A 19,523-nucleotide genomic window follows, 5' to 3' on the forward strand; every position below is an offset into this window, starting at 1 on the left:
TTGCTCGCGAGCGCTAAAATTCTTGACCAGAGGCTCCGGTTTTCCTATAATGACACCGACTTATGGAAAATAGAACAGAAATGTCCCAATTGCGAGCATCGAAAAAAGATTCTAAGATTTCGCATGTCCTACTCATGGCCATTAAGCTTTATTTGGAAAGCGGTCAGCCCGTAGGATCGAAACTTCTTAAAGAAACTTATTGTTCCGATCTAAGTTCGGCAACGATACGGAATTACTTTGCTCAACTGGAAACAGACGGTTTTTTACGAAAAAACCATATCTCTGGAGGAAGAATTCCTACAGATCTGGCTTTCCGCTACTATGCAGATCATTGTTCTCCTGTTCTTGAACAAGAAGAAATCTCAATCATTCAACAAAAACTGAAAGAGCTTCCAGAATACAGCAAAAATATTGTGAAAGATCTACAGAAAGCTTCGGAAATCCTTTCTGAGATTTTACAACTACCTGTTTGTTTCTCCTCTCCTCGTTTTGAAAGCGATTCTGTAACCAATATTCAACTAGTGTCTATAGATGACCTACGAGTCGTTTTTGTACTCTCAACAGAGTTTGGGCAACTTTTCACGGATGTTCTTTGGCTCCCAGAACAACTTCCCGAAAACTCTTTGAAAAGAATCGAAAGCTTTCTACAAAATTATTTACGAAAGCATCCCTCCAGTGTCCCTCTTTCTCAAAAAGAGGAAGATTTAGGTATGACCCTATATAACGAAGTTGTAGTCCGATACCTCACTCGTTATTGCCATTTCAGTGAAGAAGATCTTTACCAAACAGGACTATCTAGATTACTCAAATACGAGGTCTTTAAAGATCCTGAAACACTCGCTCAGGGGCTTTCTTTCTTTGAAAACCGTAAACACATGTGTCAGCTTTTAAATTCTCATTTACATAAAAAAGCTCCCACTACGTTTATTGGCCGAGAACTCTCTGATATTGTTGGGAATGCAGACCCTTCATGTGCAGTAATTACCGTGCCTTACTACATGGACCGCACTCCTTTGGGAGCATTCGGTGTACTAGGTCCTATGAACCTCCCTTATCAACAGGTGTTTGGCACACTTTCTTTATTCACAGAACGACTAAAAACGATTTTAACTCAAAGTTTTTACAAATTTAAATTATCTTTCAGGAGACCTTGTCCGACCGACCCTAGATGTTCACAAAAACCAGCAGAGTTGACTCGACGTTCTTCTATAAAATTATTACCAGCTAAGGAATTAACATGACAGAAACCCCCAATACCTCGTCAGAAGAAATTCAGACTAGCGAGCCTTCGTCTGATAACGAACTCCAAACGCTTCAACAAGAGAACGCTAATTTAAAAGCCGAACTGAAAGAAAAAAATGACCGTTATCTTATGGCCCTTGCTGAAGCGGAAAATTCAAGAAAACGTCTACAGAAAGAACGTACAGAAATGATGCAATATGCTGTAGAAAATGCTCTTTTGGATTTCCTCCCTCCAATGGAAAGTATGGAAAAAGCCTTGGGGTTCGCTTCTCAAACCTCTGATGAAGTGAAAAATTGGGCCATAGGGTTCCAAATGATCTTACAACAATTTAAACAAGTATTCGAAGATAAGGGTGTTGTCGAATACTCTTCAAAAGGAGAATTATTCAACCCTTATCTGCATGAAGCTGTAGAAATCGAAGAAACCACAGATATTCCGGAAGGGACTATCTTGGAGGAATTTACAAAAGGTTATAAGATAGGAGACCGTCCTATTCGTGTAGCTAAAGTGAAAGTAGCTAAATTTCCTACTAAAGGAAATAACGACAGTAACGAAGAAAAAGAATAATTATCCTAGAAATTAGGTGTTCAATATGAGCGAAAAAAGAAAGTCTAACAAAATCATTGGTATCGACCTAGGGACGACTAACTCTTGCGTCTCTGTAATGGAAGGTGGCCAACCTAAAGTTATTGCCTCCTCTGAGGGGACTCGCACTACTCCTTCTATCGTTGCTTTTAAAGGTAGCGAAACTCTCGTGGGGATCCCTGCAAAACGTCAAGCAGTAACGAACCCAGAAAAAACATTAGCTTCTACTAAACGATTCATTGGCAGAAAATTCTCTGAAGTCGAATCTGAAATCAAAACAGTTCCCTATAAAGTAGCTCCTAACTCCAAAGGAGACGCTGTTTTTGAAGTAGAAAACAAGCTGTACACTCCAGAAGAAATTGGAGCTCAAATCCTCATGAAAATGAAGGAAACAGCAGAAGCTTATCTTGGAGAGACTGTAACTGAAGCTGTCATCACTGTACCTGCTTATTTTAACGACTCTCAAAGAGCCTCTACAAAAGATGCTGGACGCATTGCAGGACTCGATGTTAAACGCATTATTCCTGAGCCAACAGCTGCTGCTCTTGCTTATGGTATTGACAAAGAGGGAGATAAAAAAATTGCCGTCTTTGACTTGGGAGGAGGAACTTTCGATATCTCTATCTTAGAAATTGGTGATGGAGTCTTTGAAGTTCTCTCAACAAATGGTGACACTCACTTGGGTGGAGATGATTTCGATGAAGTAATCATCAACTGGATGTTAGGTGAATTCAAAAAACAAGAAGGCATTGATCTAAGCAAAGACAACATGGCTTTGCAAAGATTAAAAGATGCTGCTGAAAAAGCAAAAATCGAATTATCCGGTGTATCTTCTACAGAAATCAATCAGCCATTCATCACAATTGATGCTAATGGTCCTAAACACTTAGCTTTGACTCTAACTCGTGCTCAATTCGAGCATCTAGCTTCTTCTCTCATTGAGCGAACAAAACAGCCTTGTGCTCAAGCTTTGAAAGATGCTAAGTTGTCCGCATCTGATATCGATGATGTTCTTCTTGTTGGAGGAATGTCTAGAATGCCTGCAGTACAAGCAGTTGTAAAAGAGATTTTTGGTAAGGAGCCTAATAAAGGCGTCAATCCAGATGAAGTAGTGGCAATTGGAGCAGCCATTCAAGGAGGAGTTCTTGGTGGAGAAGTGAAAGATGTTCTTCTGCTTGATGTCATTCCCCTCTCCTTAGGAATTGAAACTCTAGGAGGAGTCATGACTCCCCTCGTAGAGAGAAACACAACGATCCCTACGCAGAAAAAACAAATTTTCTCTACAGCAGCTGACAACCAGCCAGCAGTAACTATTGTTGTGCTTCAAGGTGAGCGGCCTATGGCTAAAGACAATAAGGAAATTGGACGTTTTGATCTAACAGACATTCCTCCAGCTCCTCGTGGCCATCCTCAAATTGAAGTAACCTTCGATATTGATGCTAACGGAATCTTACATGTATCTGCTAAGGATGCTGCTAGTGGACGTGAACAGAAAATCCGTATTGAAGCAAGCTCCGGATTAAAAGAAGAAGAAATTCAACAAATGATCCGAGATGCTGAACTCAATAAGGAAGAAGATAAGAAACGCAGAGAAGCTTCGGATATCAAAAATGAAGCCGATGGAATGATCTTTAGAGCAGAAAAAGCGATTAAAGACTACCAAGATAAAATTCCTGCAGATCTTGTTAAAGAAATTGAAGAGCAAATTGAGAAAGTACGTCAAGCTGTAAAAGAAGATGCTTCAACAACAGCTATTAAAGCAGCTTCTGATGAACTAAGTGCTCGCATGCAAAAAATCGGGGAAGCTATGCAGGCTCAATCAGCCTCTGCTGCAAATGCTCAGGGAGGGCCAAATATTAACTCCGAGGATCTGAAAAAACATAGTTTCAGCACGCGACCTCCTGCAGGAGACAACTCGTCTTCTACAGATAACATTGAAGACGCAGATGTTGAAATTGTTGATAAACCTGAATAATATTCCGTTTTTATCTTCCTAAACAATAGCCCCCTCTTAAGGGGGCTATTGCCTTTTCCTCATCTAAAAAAATCTTATTTTTTTTTAAATTCTCCGCTACGCTTCTTTCTTAAGAGTAATTAATCCCTTTGTTCATGTATGCTAAATGGTACGTGTCTTGACTGTTATAGCATAAACGTTCCTTCTAAAAGGCGTTGTATAATTAAAAACCGACTGCCCTAATACCTCTAGCTTCAAGATGCAAAACATTTTTAGAGGTTTGAGAAGCAAGACTGTACAGGCAGTACGACAGCAATGGAGTTTAGCTTGTGGGAAAAGCTAAAAACAAAAAGAAAGTTCTAAAAAATAAACAGCAGGTTCTGGTTCCTGGTATTTTATTCGTTCATCCTAAAAAAGGGTTCGGATTCGTTTCTCCAGATCAACCAGATCTATACCCCTTTGATATTTTTGTCCCGGCCAGTGATTTAAAAGGCGCTTTAGATGGGGATCATGTTCTTGTTGCTCTCCCCTTCTCCCAGCGTGGAGGGGAAAAAAGAAAAGGAGTGATTCATAAAGTTCTTTCTCGTGGGAAAACTGTCTTAGTAGGAACTATCATCTCCCTTATCAGCCCAACCTTGGCAATGGTTTGTGTTAATGCTATCAGTCCCGAAGTTCCTTTAAAAGCAGAGCTTCTTCCTAAAAGGACATATAAGATCGGAGATCGTCTATTACTCAAAACTCCCGGATGGAAAGAAAATTACCCAAGTAAAGAGCCTCCTCCCCTAGCTATGTTAGAATTCATGGGGAATATCTCTAATGCAAAAACAGATTTTCCTGTCATTAAGGCTGAATTTTCCATTACAGAAGAGTTCCCTGAAGCTGTTGTTCAAGAAGCTAGTCAGTTCTTGCAAAAACACGTTACACAAGCTTTACACTCCAGAAAAGATCTTCGCGATCTTTTATGCTTTACCATAGACTCTGCTTCGGCTAAAGACTTCGATGATGCCGTTTCGCTAACTTATGATCATGAAGGGAATTATATTTTAGGCGTTCATATCGCTGATGTTTCTCACTATGTTACTCCGAATTCGGCCCTAGATCAAGAGGCTGCTAAACGATGCAATTCCATCTATTTCCCAGGGAAAGTAATTCCTATGCTTCCCTCAGCTCTTTCTGATAATTTGTGCAGTTTAAAACCCAATGTGGATCGTCTAGCGGTGTCCGTGTTTATGACTTTTTCCAAGGAAGGGTTCCTCTCAGATTACAGAATTTTGCGTAGTGTTATCCGCAGTAAATACCGAATGACTTACGATGAAGTAGATGAAATTATCGAGAAGAAATTAGCTCACCCTATTTCTAAAACCATTTTAGAGATGGCTGAGCTGAGCCGTATTTTTTCCGATATCCGCGAACAACGTGGCTGCACACGTCTCGTGCTTCCCTCTTTCACAATGTCTCTTGATAATTTACAAGAACCTGTAGCCCTTGTCGAAAACAAACAAACTGCTGCCCATAAACTCATTGAAGAATTTATGCTGAAAGCTAATGAGGTGATCGCTTATCACATTTCTCATCAGGGAATCACTATGCCTTTCCGCATACATGAGCCCCCGAATGAAGAGAATCTTCTTCTTTTTAGAGAAACTGCGAAAGCTATGGGCTTCACTATCACACAAACTCCTACACAAGAGCCCGATTACCAATATTTGTTACAAGAAACCTCTGCTGGACACCCTCTGGAGCCTATTCTTCATTCCCAGTTTGTGCGCAGCATGAAGACCGCTTCTTATTCTACAGAAAACAAAGGTCATTATGGTCTTTGTTTGGATTACTATACGCATTTTACTAGCCCGATTCGTCGATATGTGGATCTTATTGTTCACAGGCTTCTTTTCCATCCGCTTTCTGTAGAAGAAGGACATCTTGAACAAATTGTTCGAGCCTGTTCATCTCAGGAACGTGTTGCAGCAAAAGCTGAAGGAGCTTTTATAAATATAAAAAAAGCTCGCTTTTTGAAAAAATTCCTTGATGAGCAGCCTGCAACACTTTACAAAGCTTTCATCATTACAGTATCTCCGGAAGGGCTCTCTTTCGTTCTTCCTGAATTGTGTCATGAAGGGTTCATCCCCGCTGCTAAGCTTCCCAAGAAATATGTCATAAAAACAAAGCTTGGATTGGAAGAGCTTCCTGAACATTTGCTCCCAGGAATACCTATTTCGGTACAACTTGCTTCCGTTACCTTACTTACACAGGCTATTGAATGGACTTTGATTGAATCTAAAGAGAGAAGCTCCTCGAAAAAAAAGAAAGCAAAAGCAAAATCCAATGCAACGCAAGTGAAGAAAAAGAGTTCTTCTAAAAAGAAGAAAGCGGTCTCCAAAGCTAAAAAAAATCGAGGAGGAAAATAGCCCTATTACTCCCTCTCTTTCAAGAAATTCTTTACAAGATTGACTTTCTTCTTTTGAAAAAGGTTTTCTTAAACAAAACGTGCTTTACTTCTTGCAGAAAAAGCGGTAAACTTGCCGTTTCGTCTGGGCAGACTCATTCGCGTCTTTTTTCAAAATCCTTCTTTTAGGAAGTTTTTTGGAATCGCATCCAGATTTTCAGGATTAGAGGCTGACTGACACTACAAGCTCATATCAAGGTAAGGAAAGATTTCCATGCATGACGCCCTCCAAAGTATTTTGGCTATCCAAGAGCTCGATATTAAGATGATTCGTTTAATGCGAGTCAAAAAAGAACATCAAAATGAGCTCGCTAAAATTCAAGCTTTGAAAACGGATATCCGTTACAAGGTAGAAGAGAAAGAACAAGAAATGGAGAAGCTGAAAGATCAGATCAAAGCTGGAGAAAAACGCATTCAAGAAATTTCTGATCAGATCAACAAATTAGAAAATCAGCAAGCTGCTGTAAAGAAAATGGATGAGTTTAATGCTCTAACTCAAGAAATGACTGCAGCAAATAAGGAACGCCGAACTTTAGAACAGCAACTCAGTGATCTGATGGATAAGCAAGCTAGCGGCGAAGATCTTCTCATCTCCTTGAAAGAAAGTCTATCTTCTACAGAAAGTAGTAGCAGTGCAATCGAAGAAGAAATCCGAGAAAATATTCGAAAGATTAATGAAGAGGGTCGTTCTTTATTAAGTCAAAGAACTCAGCTAAAAGAAGCCACGGATCCAGAGTTATTCAGCGTTTATGAACGGCTTCTTAACAATAAAAAAGACCGCGTTGTTGTCCCGATCGAAAACCGTGTTTGCAGTGGCTGTCATATAGCACTTACCCCTCAACATGAAAATCTAGTACGTAAACAAGACCATTTAGTATTTTGCGAACATTGTTCAAGGATCCTTTACTGGCAAGAACTGCAAGCTACATCGGCAGAGGGATCCACTACAAAACGTCGTCGTCGTCGTACTGCAGTGTAACGAATTAATCGGAAGGGTAAGGCAACCGCTGAGCCAGTTTTAGAAAAACTGCGTATCAGAGGAAAGTCCGGACTTCGTAAGAAAAGATGCTGGAGAAATTCCAGGGGCCGTAAGGCTACGGAAAGTGCAACAGAAAACATTCCGCTATAAATGATATCATTTATAGACAGGCTGAAAAATCCTACTTTAGGAGTAGGAGCTGCTAGGGAGACCTGGTAGACTTGTAAACCCCATCTGAAGCAAGAGAAAAAGTTATTTGTCTCTGCAAAATCCTTTCTAATGAAAGGCATAAACTTTTTCATAATCGCTTGAGGAGTACAGTAATGTGCTCCCTAGATGAATGGTTGCCCACAAGTAAGAATTTCTTATTCGTACTTGTTGACAGAATCCGGCTTACTCGCTCTTCCGAGCTTTTTTCAACTATAATAATCCCGCTCGTGCTAGCGTATGCATATGTAATAGCCCAACAATAAAACGTTGGTGTTGAGCATCTACTACAGGAAGCACAGTCACCGGATTGCCAGATTCCATCATTTCTAACCCTAATAACACATCAGAGTCTTCAGAAATTACTTTAGGCTTTCTTGTCATAACCTGCTCTAATGGACATTCCAAGATAGCACCGCCACATTCAGAAAGCCCCCGTCGTAAATCTCCATCAGTGAATATCCCTAACAATTCGAATTGCTCATTCACTACACAAACACATCCATACCCATATGAAGAAAGTACAGTAAGAGCCTCGGACACAGTGATTGAAGGAGAACAAAAAGGCACTTCCGTCCTTGGAGAAAGATAATCTCTAACTTTCCCATTAGCTTTTAAACCTATCTGTCCACTGGGATGATTCTTCCCATAATCTGACAAAGAGATCTTGCGACAACGTAAAACTGTCATCGCTAAAAGATCGGAAAAGAGCAACTGACATGTAGTTGACGTTGTAGGAATAAGGTTAAAAGGATCTAGCTCTTCTAGCTTAGGCAACATCACAACAAAATCGGAAAAAACAGCTAAACTAGAACAAGGAGAAGAAGTGATCCCAACTAGAAAAACTTGTCGATTTTTTAAATGTGGAATCCATTCTAAAATCTCTCTGGTCTCCCCACTATTCGAAAATAGACAAACAATATCCCCTGAAGAAACAACGCCTAAATCCCCGTGAAGAAGATCACCTGAAAGAAAAAAAGCCTTCTCTCCAAATGATTGCATCGTGGCAACTAATTTACGCGCAATACAACCACTTTTCCCTATTCCAGAAAAAAATACCGCTCCCTGATGACAAAGCAATCTTTCTGTAAGTTGGCGAACAACATCACAATGAAAGTTGGCGAAGTACCGCGAAATAACCTGCTTTTGCTTATGAAAAATATCTAAACAAAGGTCTTCTGCAACATCAGGCACGTACATGAATTCGCCCGCCTATTAAAAATCTTTTTTAGCTCATCGTAACAGACTCTAAACGATTTTTCAAAGCGGTTAAAAATTCTCCGCCGTAAATCCCATCTAAAACTCGATGATCAAATGTCAAAGTAACATACATCATTTTTCTAATAGCCAACGAATCATCCTCTCTCACAACAACACGTTTTTGGATGGTTCCTATTCCTAAGATCGCCACTTCTGGATAACGGATAATTGGCATACCAATAAGAGCTCCTGTCATACCAAAGTTAGTTAGGGTGACACTCCCTCCTTTAGCTTCTGAAGCATCTAACTTACTAGCTCGAGCCCTAGAAGAGAGATCAGCAAGGGCTTTGGCGATACTCACTAATCCTCTATCCTGACAATTATGAATGACAGGCACAACCACGCCTTCTTTATTTAAATTTACAGCTACACCTACATTCACAGCTTTCTTTAAAACAATCGTATCTCCATCTAAAGATCCATTGAGCAAGGGAAATTGTTCCAAAGACTTGGCTAAGCATTGTATAATGAAGCTTGTAATTGTAAGCTTAACTCCATGAGCGGCCGCAAAACGCTCCCGTTCTAAAGAGATAAGATTCATTAAATCTGTTACATCCACATCAACAACTAAAGAGGCATGCGGAACCTCTTCCGAGGACTGTCGCAAAGAAGAAGCGATAGCCCGACGCAAGGGAGACATAGGGATTCTATTTTCTTCCTTAGAACAGATTGGAGCTCTAGCCTCTCTTTTATCAGAAAGATAACGTTCTACATCTTTTCGAGTAATTCGACTATTCTCTCCCGTACCAGAAATCTTTTGCAATTCTTGGAGATCTAGTCCTTCTCTTTGCACGATTCCTAGAACTGCGGGAGATAACCACTGATTCTCTCTGTTTACAAGAGATTCTTCCTTAATAGGACTTTCTTCTACGGAAGTGGGTACCGATGTATCTACAGGTGAAATTTCTCGCAAACGCGCTAAAACATCTCCAGGGGAAACCTCCTCCCCTTCTTGAACTAAACACTCTTCTAAAACACCTGCTTGCGAAGGAGATAACTCCGTTGCAATCTTATCTGTTGAGACCTCGATCAATGGCTCATCTTTCTGAATAGAATCCCCGACCTGTTTCAACCATCGGACAACTATACCCCCAGATGCGGTCTCCCCTATTTTTGGAAATCGAAACTCAAACATGAATCCCCTTATCTCTGAACTAGTAAACGTTTTAGTGTTTTTCAACTCAACATGAAGTGAAGGCAATATCTTTTTACAGATAAGAAACGATCTCTTGAAGATCTAATGGCCCATAAGACGTTAAAATATTTCTCATGTTACACTAAACACTTTTTGAAGCTACAGAAAAGAATTCAGGGAATCTTAAAAAGAAAACGAAGAGAGTTTTCTCTCTTCGTTAAAAACGTCTTCTAACCATTTTGAGGAAGAGCTTCCTCTTCTTCTGGAGAAGCCAACTCTCCTTCTCCATTAGCGACATATAACGCAACAACAGAATCTCCTAAAATGTTCATAGGAGTACCGATAATATCTCGTAAGCGATCAATACCAGCTAAAACTGCAATCCCTTGGATAGGTAGTCCTACAGAGGCTAGAACAGAACCTAGCGTAATCATTCCTCCTCCAGGAACCCCTGCACTGCCTACAGCAGAAAATGTTGCTGTCACAACTAAAAGAAGCAAACTTGTTAAAGAAAGAGGGCAATTATATGCCTGAGCGATAAACACTGCGGCCATCCCTTGAAAAATCGCTGTACCATTCATATTTACAGTTGCTCCTAAAGGAAGCACAAATCCCGATATTTCAGAAGAAACACCAAGATTTTTTGAAACACAACGCATGGTAACAGGTAGTGTTGCAGAACTACTTGCAGTAGATACAGCACAAGAAATCGCGTCCATCATCGACGACAAAAAGCCGCTGAACGAACGTCTACATCCCAACCGAACTAAACCACCAAACACCAACACGGCATGACAAATACAGGCGATATAATAGACGACAAGGAACTTCCCTAATTGAAGTAAAACGGTTAACCCATGATTTCCAGATATCCAGGCCATACTTGCTGCTACCCCATAAGGAGCAAAAGACATGATCATATTGACCATTCGTAACATAATTTCGTTACATCCGTGGATCACCTGTTCTACAGGACGAGCTACCTCTCCTGCCAAACGCAGGGCAATTCCTGTAAATAAAGCGAATATAATGATTTGCAAAATATTTCCTTCAACAAAAGAACGCATGGGGTTGGAAGGGAAAACCTGTGCAAATGCAGTTAAAAAATTGATCTCACTAGGTTGACCAGCAGAAAAATCTATCCCATTAAATCCCTGAAGATCGCATCCCCTCCCCGGGCAAAAGAAAAGAGCAAAGGCCAAGCCGATGCCAATCGCAACAGCAGTGGTCCCTAAATACAATCCTAGGCTTCTCAAGCCTATACGCCCCAATTTTTTCATATCACTAATCGAAGCAATTCCTAGAACCATAGAGCAAAAAACTAAAGGATACACCACCATGCTCAGTAGATTTAAAAATATATCCCCAAAAGGCTTAACAAAAACTGCTTTGTCTTCTAGAACCAAGCCAGAAACAACTCCGATGATTAGGCCTATAAAGATTTTCATCCATAATTTCATGTAGTCACCTTCTTATTCTTCTGGATGGCTTCTATTGCATCCAACATGGCTACCATTCGTTCTTCATTACACACACAAGAAAACCGCATACGGACTTCTCCTATTGGCAATGACATTTCCTCAGCGAAAGCTTCTATTTTTACGCTATCCTTTTCTGTGCATAGGATACCAACTCCTTGGCGCAAAATAATTTTCTTACAAAAAAGTTCTAACTCTTGTTTTGTTATTCCCGAATGATCCGGCAATAAATGCGTCCCTAAAACATGGATTCCCGCATTTCTCAACATAGTCAAAAACCCTTTAGGAAAACCTAAACCACAAAAAACCCCTACTCCTAAACCTTCCCAATGATCTCGAGGCATATTTGCAGACTTGTTCAACCACACAATTTCCGAAATCTGCGGTTCAACAAGAATTTTGGCTGCAGGGTTTAATAGATCTAACTCACGCTGATCGGATGGTGAGCACTTACCGTTAACAATTACGTAATTCGCCTTAGCTAATCTTTCTGGAAAGTCCCGTAGCCTCCCTTTTGGGAAAAAGGCTCTTCCACCAAAAGGATCCGATCCATTCACCAATACAATCTCTACATCCTTATGAAGACGATTGCATTGAAAACCATCGTCTAATAACAATACATCGAAGGCCCCTGCACTTTTTTCAGCAAGAGCTTTACGGTCTTTTTGTATTCTCACAGTTCCCGCTGGCAAATGCTTGGCTAAAAGCAATGGCTCATCACCAACACATGCCGCTGTATGTAGCGCGGGATCTACAATAGTAAACGACTTCCTTTGGCTACACTTCCCTTTGTACCCTCTTGATAAAACAGCGCAAGAAATCCCCCTCTCATTTAAAGCCTGCGCTAACCACAGTACCAAGGGTGTCTTTCCAGTCCCTCCGACAACAATATTCCCTACGCTTACAACCGTGGCCTGTACCTGATGAGGAGGTTTTGCAATCTTATATCGCAGCCAAACGGAACCGGAAAACACCTTGGCAATAGCTCCCCAAACCCAGCCCAAACGATCAGACAAAGCCCCAGAAGCCGCAGAGATGATGAAATGACGGAAAAGGTCTCGAATTCCAGACAAGAAACTAAATCTCATGGGTGCCTCTTTACTCAAGTTCTTCCTAAACGAACAACCTGCAAAAACTACGACAACCCTAAAGGGCTGAGACAGACTCTTCGTCCCCTTTACCTAAACAGCCCTTCCAAATGAAGATACCCTACAGAATTACATATAAAACATTAAAAATCAAGTTTTAAGCCAGAACGCCAAAAAATTTTTATGACAATAGTGTCATCTACTTCTTTGACGCACAACCTCATAAGCAACTGCTGCAACAGAAGAAGAGAGGTTCAATGAATCCGCTTTCCCTAGCATAGGCAAAGCGATGTTACAAAAACTTCCATCTAACCAAGAGGGGGAAAGTCCATCCTTTTCTGAGCCAAACACCACAGCCAATGGTTGGCAAAAATTTTGATCAAAATAAAAAGTTTGAGTAGATGGAGTAGTGGTAAAAATTTTCCACTCTTGTTCACGAACTAGAGCCAAAACTTCCTCCAAAGAGGCCTGCCAAATAGGTACTGTGAACACAGCGCCTAAGGAGGAGCGAATGACATTAGGATTATATAAATCCACTACGGGATCACAAAGAATGACTCCATCGACTCCAGCTCCATCAGCAATTCTCAACAATGCCCCAATATTCCCTGGTTTTTCTGCTTGCTCAACAATCAAATAAAAGGGTTGCTGATTCTTGCGCTGTAATCTCAAAAACTCTTGGCAAGAGAGCCGTTTTTTTTCAAAAACAGCAATGAAATTATCCGGATGCTCCTTAAAAGAGAGCCTCTCTAATATCTCTTTAGGACAAGGTAATTTTTCGATGCCAAGAGCAGTTAGCTCTTTATCAAGATCCCGCTCCTTATCAGATATCAATTCTCCGCAAAACACATGTAAACAATGGTACCCGGAAATCAAGGCCCGGTGAATCTCGCGGAACCCTTCTAATAAAAAGTATGAACTATTACGTGCTCGCTGTCGCTTTAAAGCAAGAGCCGCTTTAACACGAGCATTATTTTTTCCTATAAACTCCATTGCGCAAAAACTCCCGAAGGCAACCGTTGATCTCCCTCACCACAAAAATTCTCTCCCAACCGCCATTTTTGGGAAGAAAGCATAGGAAGCGCCCTTTTAGCTAAGCAATGCAAAAATTCAGGGGTATGTCCTGGCGTATGCGAAGTAATCAACATATGCGAAAAAGAACTAGAAAGCAGCTGTGAACAGGCCTCCAATAATGGGAAAAAATCCCGATCTATTTTAAAGGTTTCTCCATCAGGACCTCGTCCATAAGTTGGGGGGTCCAAAAGAATCACATCATAGGTTTTTCCCCTACGAATTTCTTTTTTTAGAAATGAAAAAACATCTTCTATGATCCAAAAAATTCTTTTTTCTGAAAAAGAATTCCCTTCCACATTTTTTTGAGCCCATTTTACAGCAGCCTTAGAAGCATCTACATGATAGACAGCAGCCCCCTGCTGGGCACAAAAAATAGAAGAAGCTCCAGTATAAGCAAATAAATTCAAGACCTTACAAGAAGGCTTCGATAAAGAGGGGCTTAGATCTTGCCAGAATGTAGCATGCTCAGGGAAAATCCCCACATGACCAAAGGGAGTAAGCTTCAACAAGCATGACACAGAATCAATAGTTATCCACCATTCCTTAAGATGTGAATTGCGGTATTTCCACTCTCCTTTCTCCCCAACACGAACAAACTCAGCAGAATATTGTTTCCACAAAGCTGGTGAAGTTTTTGGCCAAATAGCCGTAGCAGAAGGACGAATTAAAACAACATCCTTAAATCGCTCAAGTTTCTTACCATCCCCGCTATCTAATAATTCGTAATCCATCATTTGCCTATCTTTTCGGCCTGGAACCGCATAACTGTATCCACCTGCATTTTTGTCATCATATCGGGCTCCATATTTACGTGAGAACCAACCTGTTTGTAACCCAAAGAAGTCCGAGCTCGAGTTTCAGGAATCACGCTGACGGAAAAGATATCTCCCCTTACCTGAGCGATCGTCAAACTAATACCATCAATAGCGATAAAGCCTTTTTCGAGTACATAAGGCACCAAATTTGTTGGAGCCTTAAAAAACATATAAGATTTTTCTACGGCAATGATGGTACCCACACCACAGACATGACCAGAAACAAAATGCCCACCTATTTCATCCCCTAATCGAACAGAACGCTCTAAATTCACCATACTCCCCACGGTGTAATTTTTAATCGTGGTACAAGCCATGGTCTCTTCTGTCACATCAAAAAATAGTAATTCGAATTCTCTTTTGACTAAAGTCAAACAGATCCCATCAACAGCGATACTACTTCCCGGAACCCCATCTACTAGATTACGTGCAAAAATTCCTATCTCCATGGAATCCCCGTAATGATGAATAAGGTCTACACGTGCTACCTCTTGAATAATGCCTGAAAACATGGATAACCAAACACCTTTGCTAGGCTGTGACAAAATAATTCTTAGTAACTTAAGAAACTAGATACACGAAAAAGCCTCTGGATCACATTGAGGCAAACTACGGTTGCTTATAATCAAAAAATGATTATACTCCGAGACCGCCTATAGAGAAAAACCTTTCCAAAAAATGGGATCTTTTCAGAACAAGAGACAGGATTTTATCCATTAAAATAAAAACCATGGTATCTTGGGCGTCCCACAGATATTAGGCGACTTTTGAAAAAAAATCATCACAAATCACAATCAAGAATTGTGTTACCAGATCCACTAAACTACATCTTTCATTTCTGAAGGACCTTTCAGTAGTCAATAAGGATCCAATGTTTGAATTTTTAGGAGGAATCTCCCATGCTATGCCCATTTTGTAACCATGGAGAGCTTAAAGTTATTGACTCTCGAAACTCCCCTGAGGCGAACGCAATTAAACGCCGCCGCGAATGTTTACGATGTAGTCAAAGATTCACCACCTTTGAAACTGTCGAATTAACGATACAGGTGTTAAAACGGGATGGTCGCTATGAAAACTTCCAAGAAGCTAAGCTGATAAATGGACTTAAAGCTGCTTCCAGTCACACAAGAATCGGGCAAGAACAAGTACAAGCTATAGCCTCCAATATCAAACAAGATCTACTTGGAAAACAAAATCGAGAAATTTCTACCAAAGAAATAGGTGAACTAGTAATGAAATATCTAAAAAAAGCAGATATGATTGCGTACATTAGGTTCGCCTGCGTTTATAGAAGATTTAGAGATGTAGGAGAGCTCATGGAAGTTTTATTATCTGCAACCCCAGACGGTGAAAAATAAATACGAAAAGGAGAATTTTATGCCCCTAACGGACGAAGAAATAGCCGATTTTAAAACACGTCTTCTAGAAATGAAGGCAAAATTGTCTCATACTTTAGAAGGAAACGCCCAAGAAGTTAAAAAACCTAATGAAGCAACTGGGTATTCCCAACACCAAGCAGATCAAGGCACGGATACGTTTGACCGAACCATCAGCTTGGAAGTGACAACTAAAGAATATAAACTTCTTAGACAGATTGATCGCGCCTTAGAAAAAATAGAAGAATCCTCTTATGGTATTTGCGATGTGAGTGGAGAGGAAATTCCATTAGCAAGATTAATGGCAATTCCTTACGCTACAATGACTGTAAAATCACAAGAAAAATTCGAAAAAGGCCTTCTTTCCGGAAACTAGTTACAATGACGACCCGCTCTCTATCGACCTTCCTCACCTCTTTTCTCCTAGTCTCTCTTGATTGGGTCTCAAAACTAGTTGTGTTACTAAAGAGCTGTCAGCTCTCCCCCCACTCCCCTGCTTTACTTTATAGCTATGTGTGGGGACATTTCTCTTTTCTCATTGTGCCCTCTTTCAATGAGGGAGCGGCCTTTGGCCTATTTGCTCAATACAAAATACCCCTGCTCATTTTCAGAGTTTTCGTTATCTTATGTCTTTTTTTATTCTTAGGAATTAAATTTAGATCTTTACATATTAGAACGCGAATCGCTTTAACCCTAATTCTTGCAGGAGCTCTGGGTAACGTTGGAGACATCTTATTTCATGGTAAGGTGGTCGATTTCCTCTCTATTAACTACTATTCTTGGAGTTTCCCCTCCTTCAATTTAGCAGATGCTTTCATCTCCCTTGGCACTCTCCTCCTTGTCGGGCATCTGTATTTCAGCAAAGAAGATAAAAAATATTTTTAATAAAAATTGTTCTCTAAAAGATCCTCTACCAAACAAAAAAGAAAAAGAGGATAATATAGGGCAATTTTCAGAAGAAAATGATTTAAATTACATATTTTATGAACACGTTTCTATCTTTTTTGACAGCTTTTGATGACTTTATTTGGTCATATGTAGCGTTTATTTTAATCCTTTCGCTCGGAGTCGTGTTCACGTACAAATCGAATTTCGCACAATTCACGCAGCTTCCTTCATTTTTTAAACTGTTCTATCGATTCTCGAAGGAGTCTTCGTCTACACAGAAAGATCTGAAGAAAGGTGTTCATCCATTAAAAGTTTTTTTCGCTTCCGCTGGAGGAAATATTGGTATAGGGAACGTTGTTGGGGTAGTCACTGCTGCTAGTGTCGGAGGCCCTGGAGCGCTCTTTTGGGTCTGGATAGCAGGGATTCTTGGATCTATCGTTAAATACTCTGAAGTTTATCTAGGAATTAAATTCCGCCAATCCGACGCACATGGTGTGTATCACGGAGGACCCATGTTCTTCCTTGATAAGGCCTATAAAACCCGTATTGTCTCCATCATTGTGGCCATTCTTCTCTGTATCTATGGAGTGGAGATTTACCAATTTTCGGTGATTACAAACACTTTAACCTCCTGCTGGAACGTTCCTAAAATTATTTCTATCGCCTCCCTTCTTTTCTTAGTTATTTTTGCTGTGCAAGGAGGTCTGCAACGAATAGGGAAAATCTGTTCCTTAGTTTTACCCTTCTTCATGTTGATTTACTGCGGAATGGCTTTTTACATCTTAGCTCATGAAATCCATACCCTTCCAACGCTTTTCTCAAGCATCTTCCGTTCCGCCTTTACAGGTCATGGCGCTATTGGAGGATTTGCTGGCTGCACCGTTGCATCCACTATTCGCCAAGGGCTCTCTAGAGCTGCCTATTCGGGAGACATCGGTATTGGGTTTGATTCCATTATCCAAAGCGAGACATCGGCTACAAATCCCCAGACACAAGCTCAACTCAGCATTGTCGGAGTTGTTGTAGATAATCTTGTCTGTACATTAAGTCTTCTCATCGTCCTCGCTTCTGGTGTTTGGCACAGAGTAGGCCTGGAGGGATCTGAGGTTGTGGAACAAGCCCTTTCCTCATATTTCCCCTATATTCGTATATTCCTTCCTGCATTCCTTTTTGCGACAGGATATACAACGATTATTTCTTACTTCCTTGTAGGGAAGAAATGCGCGAATTTTATTTGCGGTAACAAAGGATCTAAATTCTATACCTGTTATGGTATTTTAGCTTTGCCAGCTTTCTGCTTTCTACCACAAGATACGGCATTACTCGTTATGTCTGTCTCAGGGGCATTGTTGCTATGCATCAATCTATTCGGAGTTTTTTTAATGCGAAAAGAACTCGTCTTCCCCAAAAAAGCTGAGGAAACTCTTGAAGTATCTGGATCCTCTTTCTCTTCTTAGTGAGAAAGAGGTATAAAGCTGTTGCCGATCAAAGTGACGTTCCTTATATATGGTTCTTCTGACACCATAAAAAATTTTTAGAAACTTATAGGTAGTTTTTCCATTACAAACGAAATTTTTCTGTTATAGGAAGAGCCTTGTCGGAGAGGAGTCTAAAACCTCTCTTATTCAAGGCCAAAATTCCCCAGACTTTTTAACTTCTAATGTCATATAATGATGGCTTGCAACCAAGAACTTCTTTCGCCTAGAGGCTTAGATTTGCTCAGCAAAAATTCTCATTCTAATCTTACTCCTACGATATTCTATCCGTCGGACCACAATATTGATCTGCAAAGCTTCTCTCCTCATGCCCTTTCCGTTGTGAGAACTTTAAAAAAAGCTGGGTATGAGGCCTATATCGTTGGAGGATGTATTCGTGATCTCCTACTAAAAACGGAGCCTAAAGATTTCGATGTCTCTACTTCTGCCAAACCTGAAGAAGTTAAAGCCTTATTCAAAAATTGTATTCTCGTAGGCAAACGTTTTCGTTTAGCTCATATCCGCTTCCCCAATCAAATCATAGAAGTCTCTACCTTTAGATCCGGTAGTAACGAAGAAGATTCTTTAATTACAAAAGATAATCTTTGGGGATCCGCTGAAGAGGATGTACTGCGAAGAGACTTTACTATTAATGGCCTTTTCTATGATCCGAGCTCCGAAGTCATCATTGACTACACGGGAGGGGTGGAAGACTTAAAAAATCGCTATTTAAGAACCATTGGCGATCCTTTTCTCCGATTCAAACAAGACCCTGTGCGCATGCTGCGCCTATTAAAAATCTTGTCTCGCTACGCCTTTACTGTGGATCCAAAAACTCTTGAAGCTCTTCGAGAGTCTCGCCATGAGCTAATAAAAAGCTCTCAACCAAGAGTATTTGAAGAGCTTATAAAAGTATTAAGCTCCGGAGAATCCACTATTTTTTTCCAGCTAGCTTCAGAATATCGGATCTTAGAAATTCTGTTCCCTTATATGTCTAAAGCTTTTGGCTTAAGCAAAGTTCTCCAAGATCAGACTTTTGCTAGCTTAACGGCTTTGGATGCTAAAGTGCGGCAGCGTTCTTTCTGCTTAGAAAGACATCTTCTGTTGTCGATATTGTTGTTCCCTATCGTAAACTTCAATGTTCGATATAAATATAGTCAGCATCCAACAATGTCTATTCAGGATATTTTTGATTATATTAAAAACTTTTTAACAGAATTTTTTGCCGACTCTTTTACCAGCTGCTCAAAGAAAAACTTTATTTTGACAACTTTACTTTTACAGATGCAGTATAGGCTGACCCCTCTAGCTCCATTAAAAAAAGAAAGAAATTCGTTCTTCAATAAAAAGCTTTTACGCCATACCTACTTTCTTGAAGCTCTTTACTTGTTAGAAATCCGCAGTCAGGTATTTCCAAAAGTAAAAGCTCCGTATGAGGAGTGGCTCAACCAGTATGAACGAATTTCGGAGTAATCATTCCTAGTTAAAATTAGGAAAATTCTTCTCCCCACGGATTTATA

Annotated in this window: 17 protein-coding genes and 1 other RNA gene; 11 read left to right on the forward strand and 7 right to left on the reverse strand. The window is 40.3% G+C overall.

Annotation, left to right across the window (positions count from 1 at the left end):
- Nucleotides 1–62: 62 nt before the first annotated feature.
- The 6 genes from hrcA (at nt 63) to rnpB (ending at nt 7,619) form a co-directional block, all read left to right on the forward strand.
- The gene (gene hrcA, locus TC_RS03420) at nt 63–1,241 is read left to right on the forward strand and encodes a heat-inducible transcriptional repressor HrcA (protein ID WP_010904379.1); all 1,179 of its coding nucleotides are present in this window, start codon (nt 63–65) and stop codon (nt 1,239–1,241) included.
- The gene (locus TC_RS03425; protein WP_010231190.1) at nt 1,238–1,810 is read left to right on the forward strand and encodes a nucleotide exchange factor GrpE; all 573 of its coding nucleotides are present in this window, start codon (nt 1,238–1,240) and stop codon (nt 1,808–1,810) included. The genes hrcA and TC_RS03425 overlap by 4 nt, the downstream gene beginning before the upstream one ends.
- A 25-nt stretch (nt 1,811–1,835) precedes the next feature.
- Entirely contained in the window at nt 1,836–3,803 is a 1,968-nt protein-coding gene (gene dnaK, locus TC_RS03430) for a molecular chaperone DnaK (protein ID WP_010231193.1), read from the forward strand.
- Nucleotides 3,804–4,111: 308 nt separating this feature from the next.
- On the forward strand, nt 4,112–6,190 hold the full coding sequence (locus TC_RS03435; RefSeq protein ID WP_010231197.1) for a ribonuclease R family protein: 2,079 nt from the start codon (nt 4,112–4,114) through the stop codon (nt 6,188–6,190).
- 252 nt (nt 6,191–6,442) lie between these two features.
- Entirely contained in the window at nt 6,443–7,207 is a 765-nt protein-coding gene (gene cdsZ / locus TC_RS03440) for a zinc ribbon domain regulatory protein CdsZ (RefSeq protein ID WP_010231200.1), read from the forward strand.
- A gap of 9 nt (nt 7,208–7,216) precedes the next feature.
- An RNA gene (rnpB, locus tag TC_RS04740) (RNase P RNA component class A) lies at nt 7,217–7,619 on the forward strand.
- A gap of 8 nt (nt 7,620–7,627) precedes the next feature.
- On the opposite strand, the gene TC_RS03445 is transcribed toward rnpB, so the two are convergent.
- The 7 genes from TC_RS03445 to TC_RS03475 form a co-directional block, all read right to left on the reverse strand.
- The gene (locus TC_RS03445) at nt 7,628–8,614 is read right to left on the reverse strand and encodes a KpsF/GutQ family sugar-phosphate isomerase (protein ID WP_010231203.1); all 987 of its coding nucleotides are present in this window, start codon (nt 8,612–8,614) and stop codon (nt 7,628–7,630) included.
- Between the two features lie 28 nt (nt 8,615–8,642).
- Entirely contained in the window at nt 8,643–9,809 is a 1,167-nt protein-coding gene (locus TC_RS03450; RefSeq protein ID WP_010231205.1) for a dihydrolipoamide acetyltransferase family protein, read from the reverse strand.
- Between the two features lie 230 nt (nt 9,810–10,039).
- Complete coding sequence (locus TC_RS03455; RefSeq protein ID WP_010231208.1) at nt 10,040–11,269, reverse strand: dicarboxylate/amino acid:cation symporter; 1,230 nt, start codon at nt 11,267–11,269, stop codon at nt 10,040–10,042.
- A complete protein-coding gene (gene lpxK, locus TC_RS03460) occupies nt 11,266–12,375 on the reverse strand; it encodes a tetraacyldisaccharide 4'-kinase (RefSeq protein ID WP_010231211.1) in 1,110 nt (369 codons plus the stop codon). Before lpxK ends, TC_RS03455 begins: the two co-directional genes overlap by 4 nt.
- A gap of 195 nt (nt 12,376–12,570) precedes the next feature.
- On the reverse strand, nt 12,571–13,368 hold the full coding sequence (locus tag TC_RS03465; RefSeq protein WP_010231213.1) for an RNA methyltransferase: 798 nt from the start codon (nt 13,366–13,368) through the stop codon (nt 12,571–12,573).
- A complete protein-coding gene (locus TC_RS03470; RefSeq protein WP_010231215.1) occupies nt 13,356–14,183 on the reverse strand; it encodes a class I SAM-dependent methyltransferase in 828 nt (275 codons plus the stop codon). The genes TC_RS03465 and TC_RS03470 overlap by 13 nt, the downstream gene beginning before the upstream one ends.
- Nucleotides 14,180–14,776: a riboflavin synthase subunit alpha gene (locus tag TC_RS03475; RefSeq protein WP_010231218.1), complete on the reverse strand. Its 597-nt coding sequence runs from the start codon at nt 14,774–14,776 to the stop codon at nt 14,180–14,182. The genes TC_RS03470 and TC_RS03475 overlap by 4 nt, the downstream gene beginning before the upstream one ends.
- Before the next feature lie 387 nt (nt 14,777–15,163).
- On the opposite strand from TC_RS03475, the gene nrdR reads away from it, so the two are divergent.
- The 5 genes from nrdR to TC_RS03500 all read left to right on the forward strand — a co-directional run bounded on the left by nrdR (nt 15,164) and on the right by TC_RS03500 (nt 19,476).
- Complete coding sequence (nrdR, locus tag TC_RS03480; protein WP_010231220.1) at nt 15,164–15,622, forward strand: transcriptional regulator NrdR; 459 nt, start codon at nt 15,164–15,166, stop codon at nt 15,620–15,622.
- A 19-nt stretch (nt 15,623–15,641) separates the two neighbouring features.
- Entirely contained in the window at nt 15,642–16,016 is a 375-nt protein-coding gene (locus TC_RS03485) for a TraR/DksA family transcriptional regulator (protein ID WP_010231222.1), read from the forward strand.
- A gap of 5 nt (nt 16,017–16,021) precedes the next feature.
- A complete protein-coding gene (gene lspA, locus TC_RS03490) occupies nt 16,022–16,525 on the forward strand; it encodes a signal peptidase II (RefSeq protein WP_010231225.1) in 504 nt (167 codons plus the stop codon).
- 98 nt (nt 16,526–16,623) lie between these two features.
- Nucleotides 16,624–17,985, forward strand: coding sequence for an AGCS family amino acid carrier protein (locus tag TC_RS03495; protein ID WP_010231227.1), 1,362 nt, complete (start codon nt 16,624–16,626; stop codon nt 17,983–17,985).
- 213 nt (nt 17,986–18,198) lie between these two features.
- A complete protein-coding gene (locus tag TC_RS03500; RefSeq protein WP_010231231.1) occupies nt 18,199–19,476 on the forward strand; it encodes a polynucleotide adenylyltransferase PcnB in 1,278 nt (425 codons plus the stop codon).
- The last annotated feature ends 47 nt before the right edge of the window (nt 19,477–19,523 follow it).

This window comes from Chlamydia muridarum str. Nigg (genome assembly GCF_000006685.1).
In the GTDB taxonomy this organism is placed as follows: Bacteria; Chlamydiota; Chlamydiia; order Chlamydiales; family Chlamydiaceae; genus Chlamydia; species Chlamydia muridarum.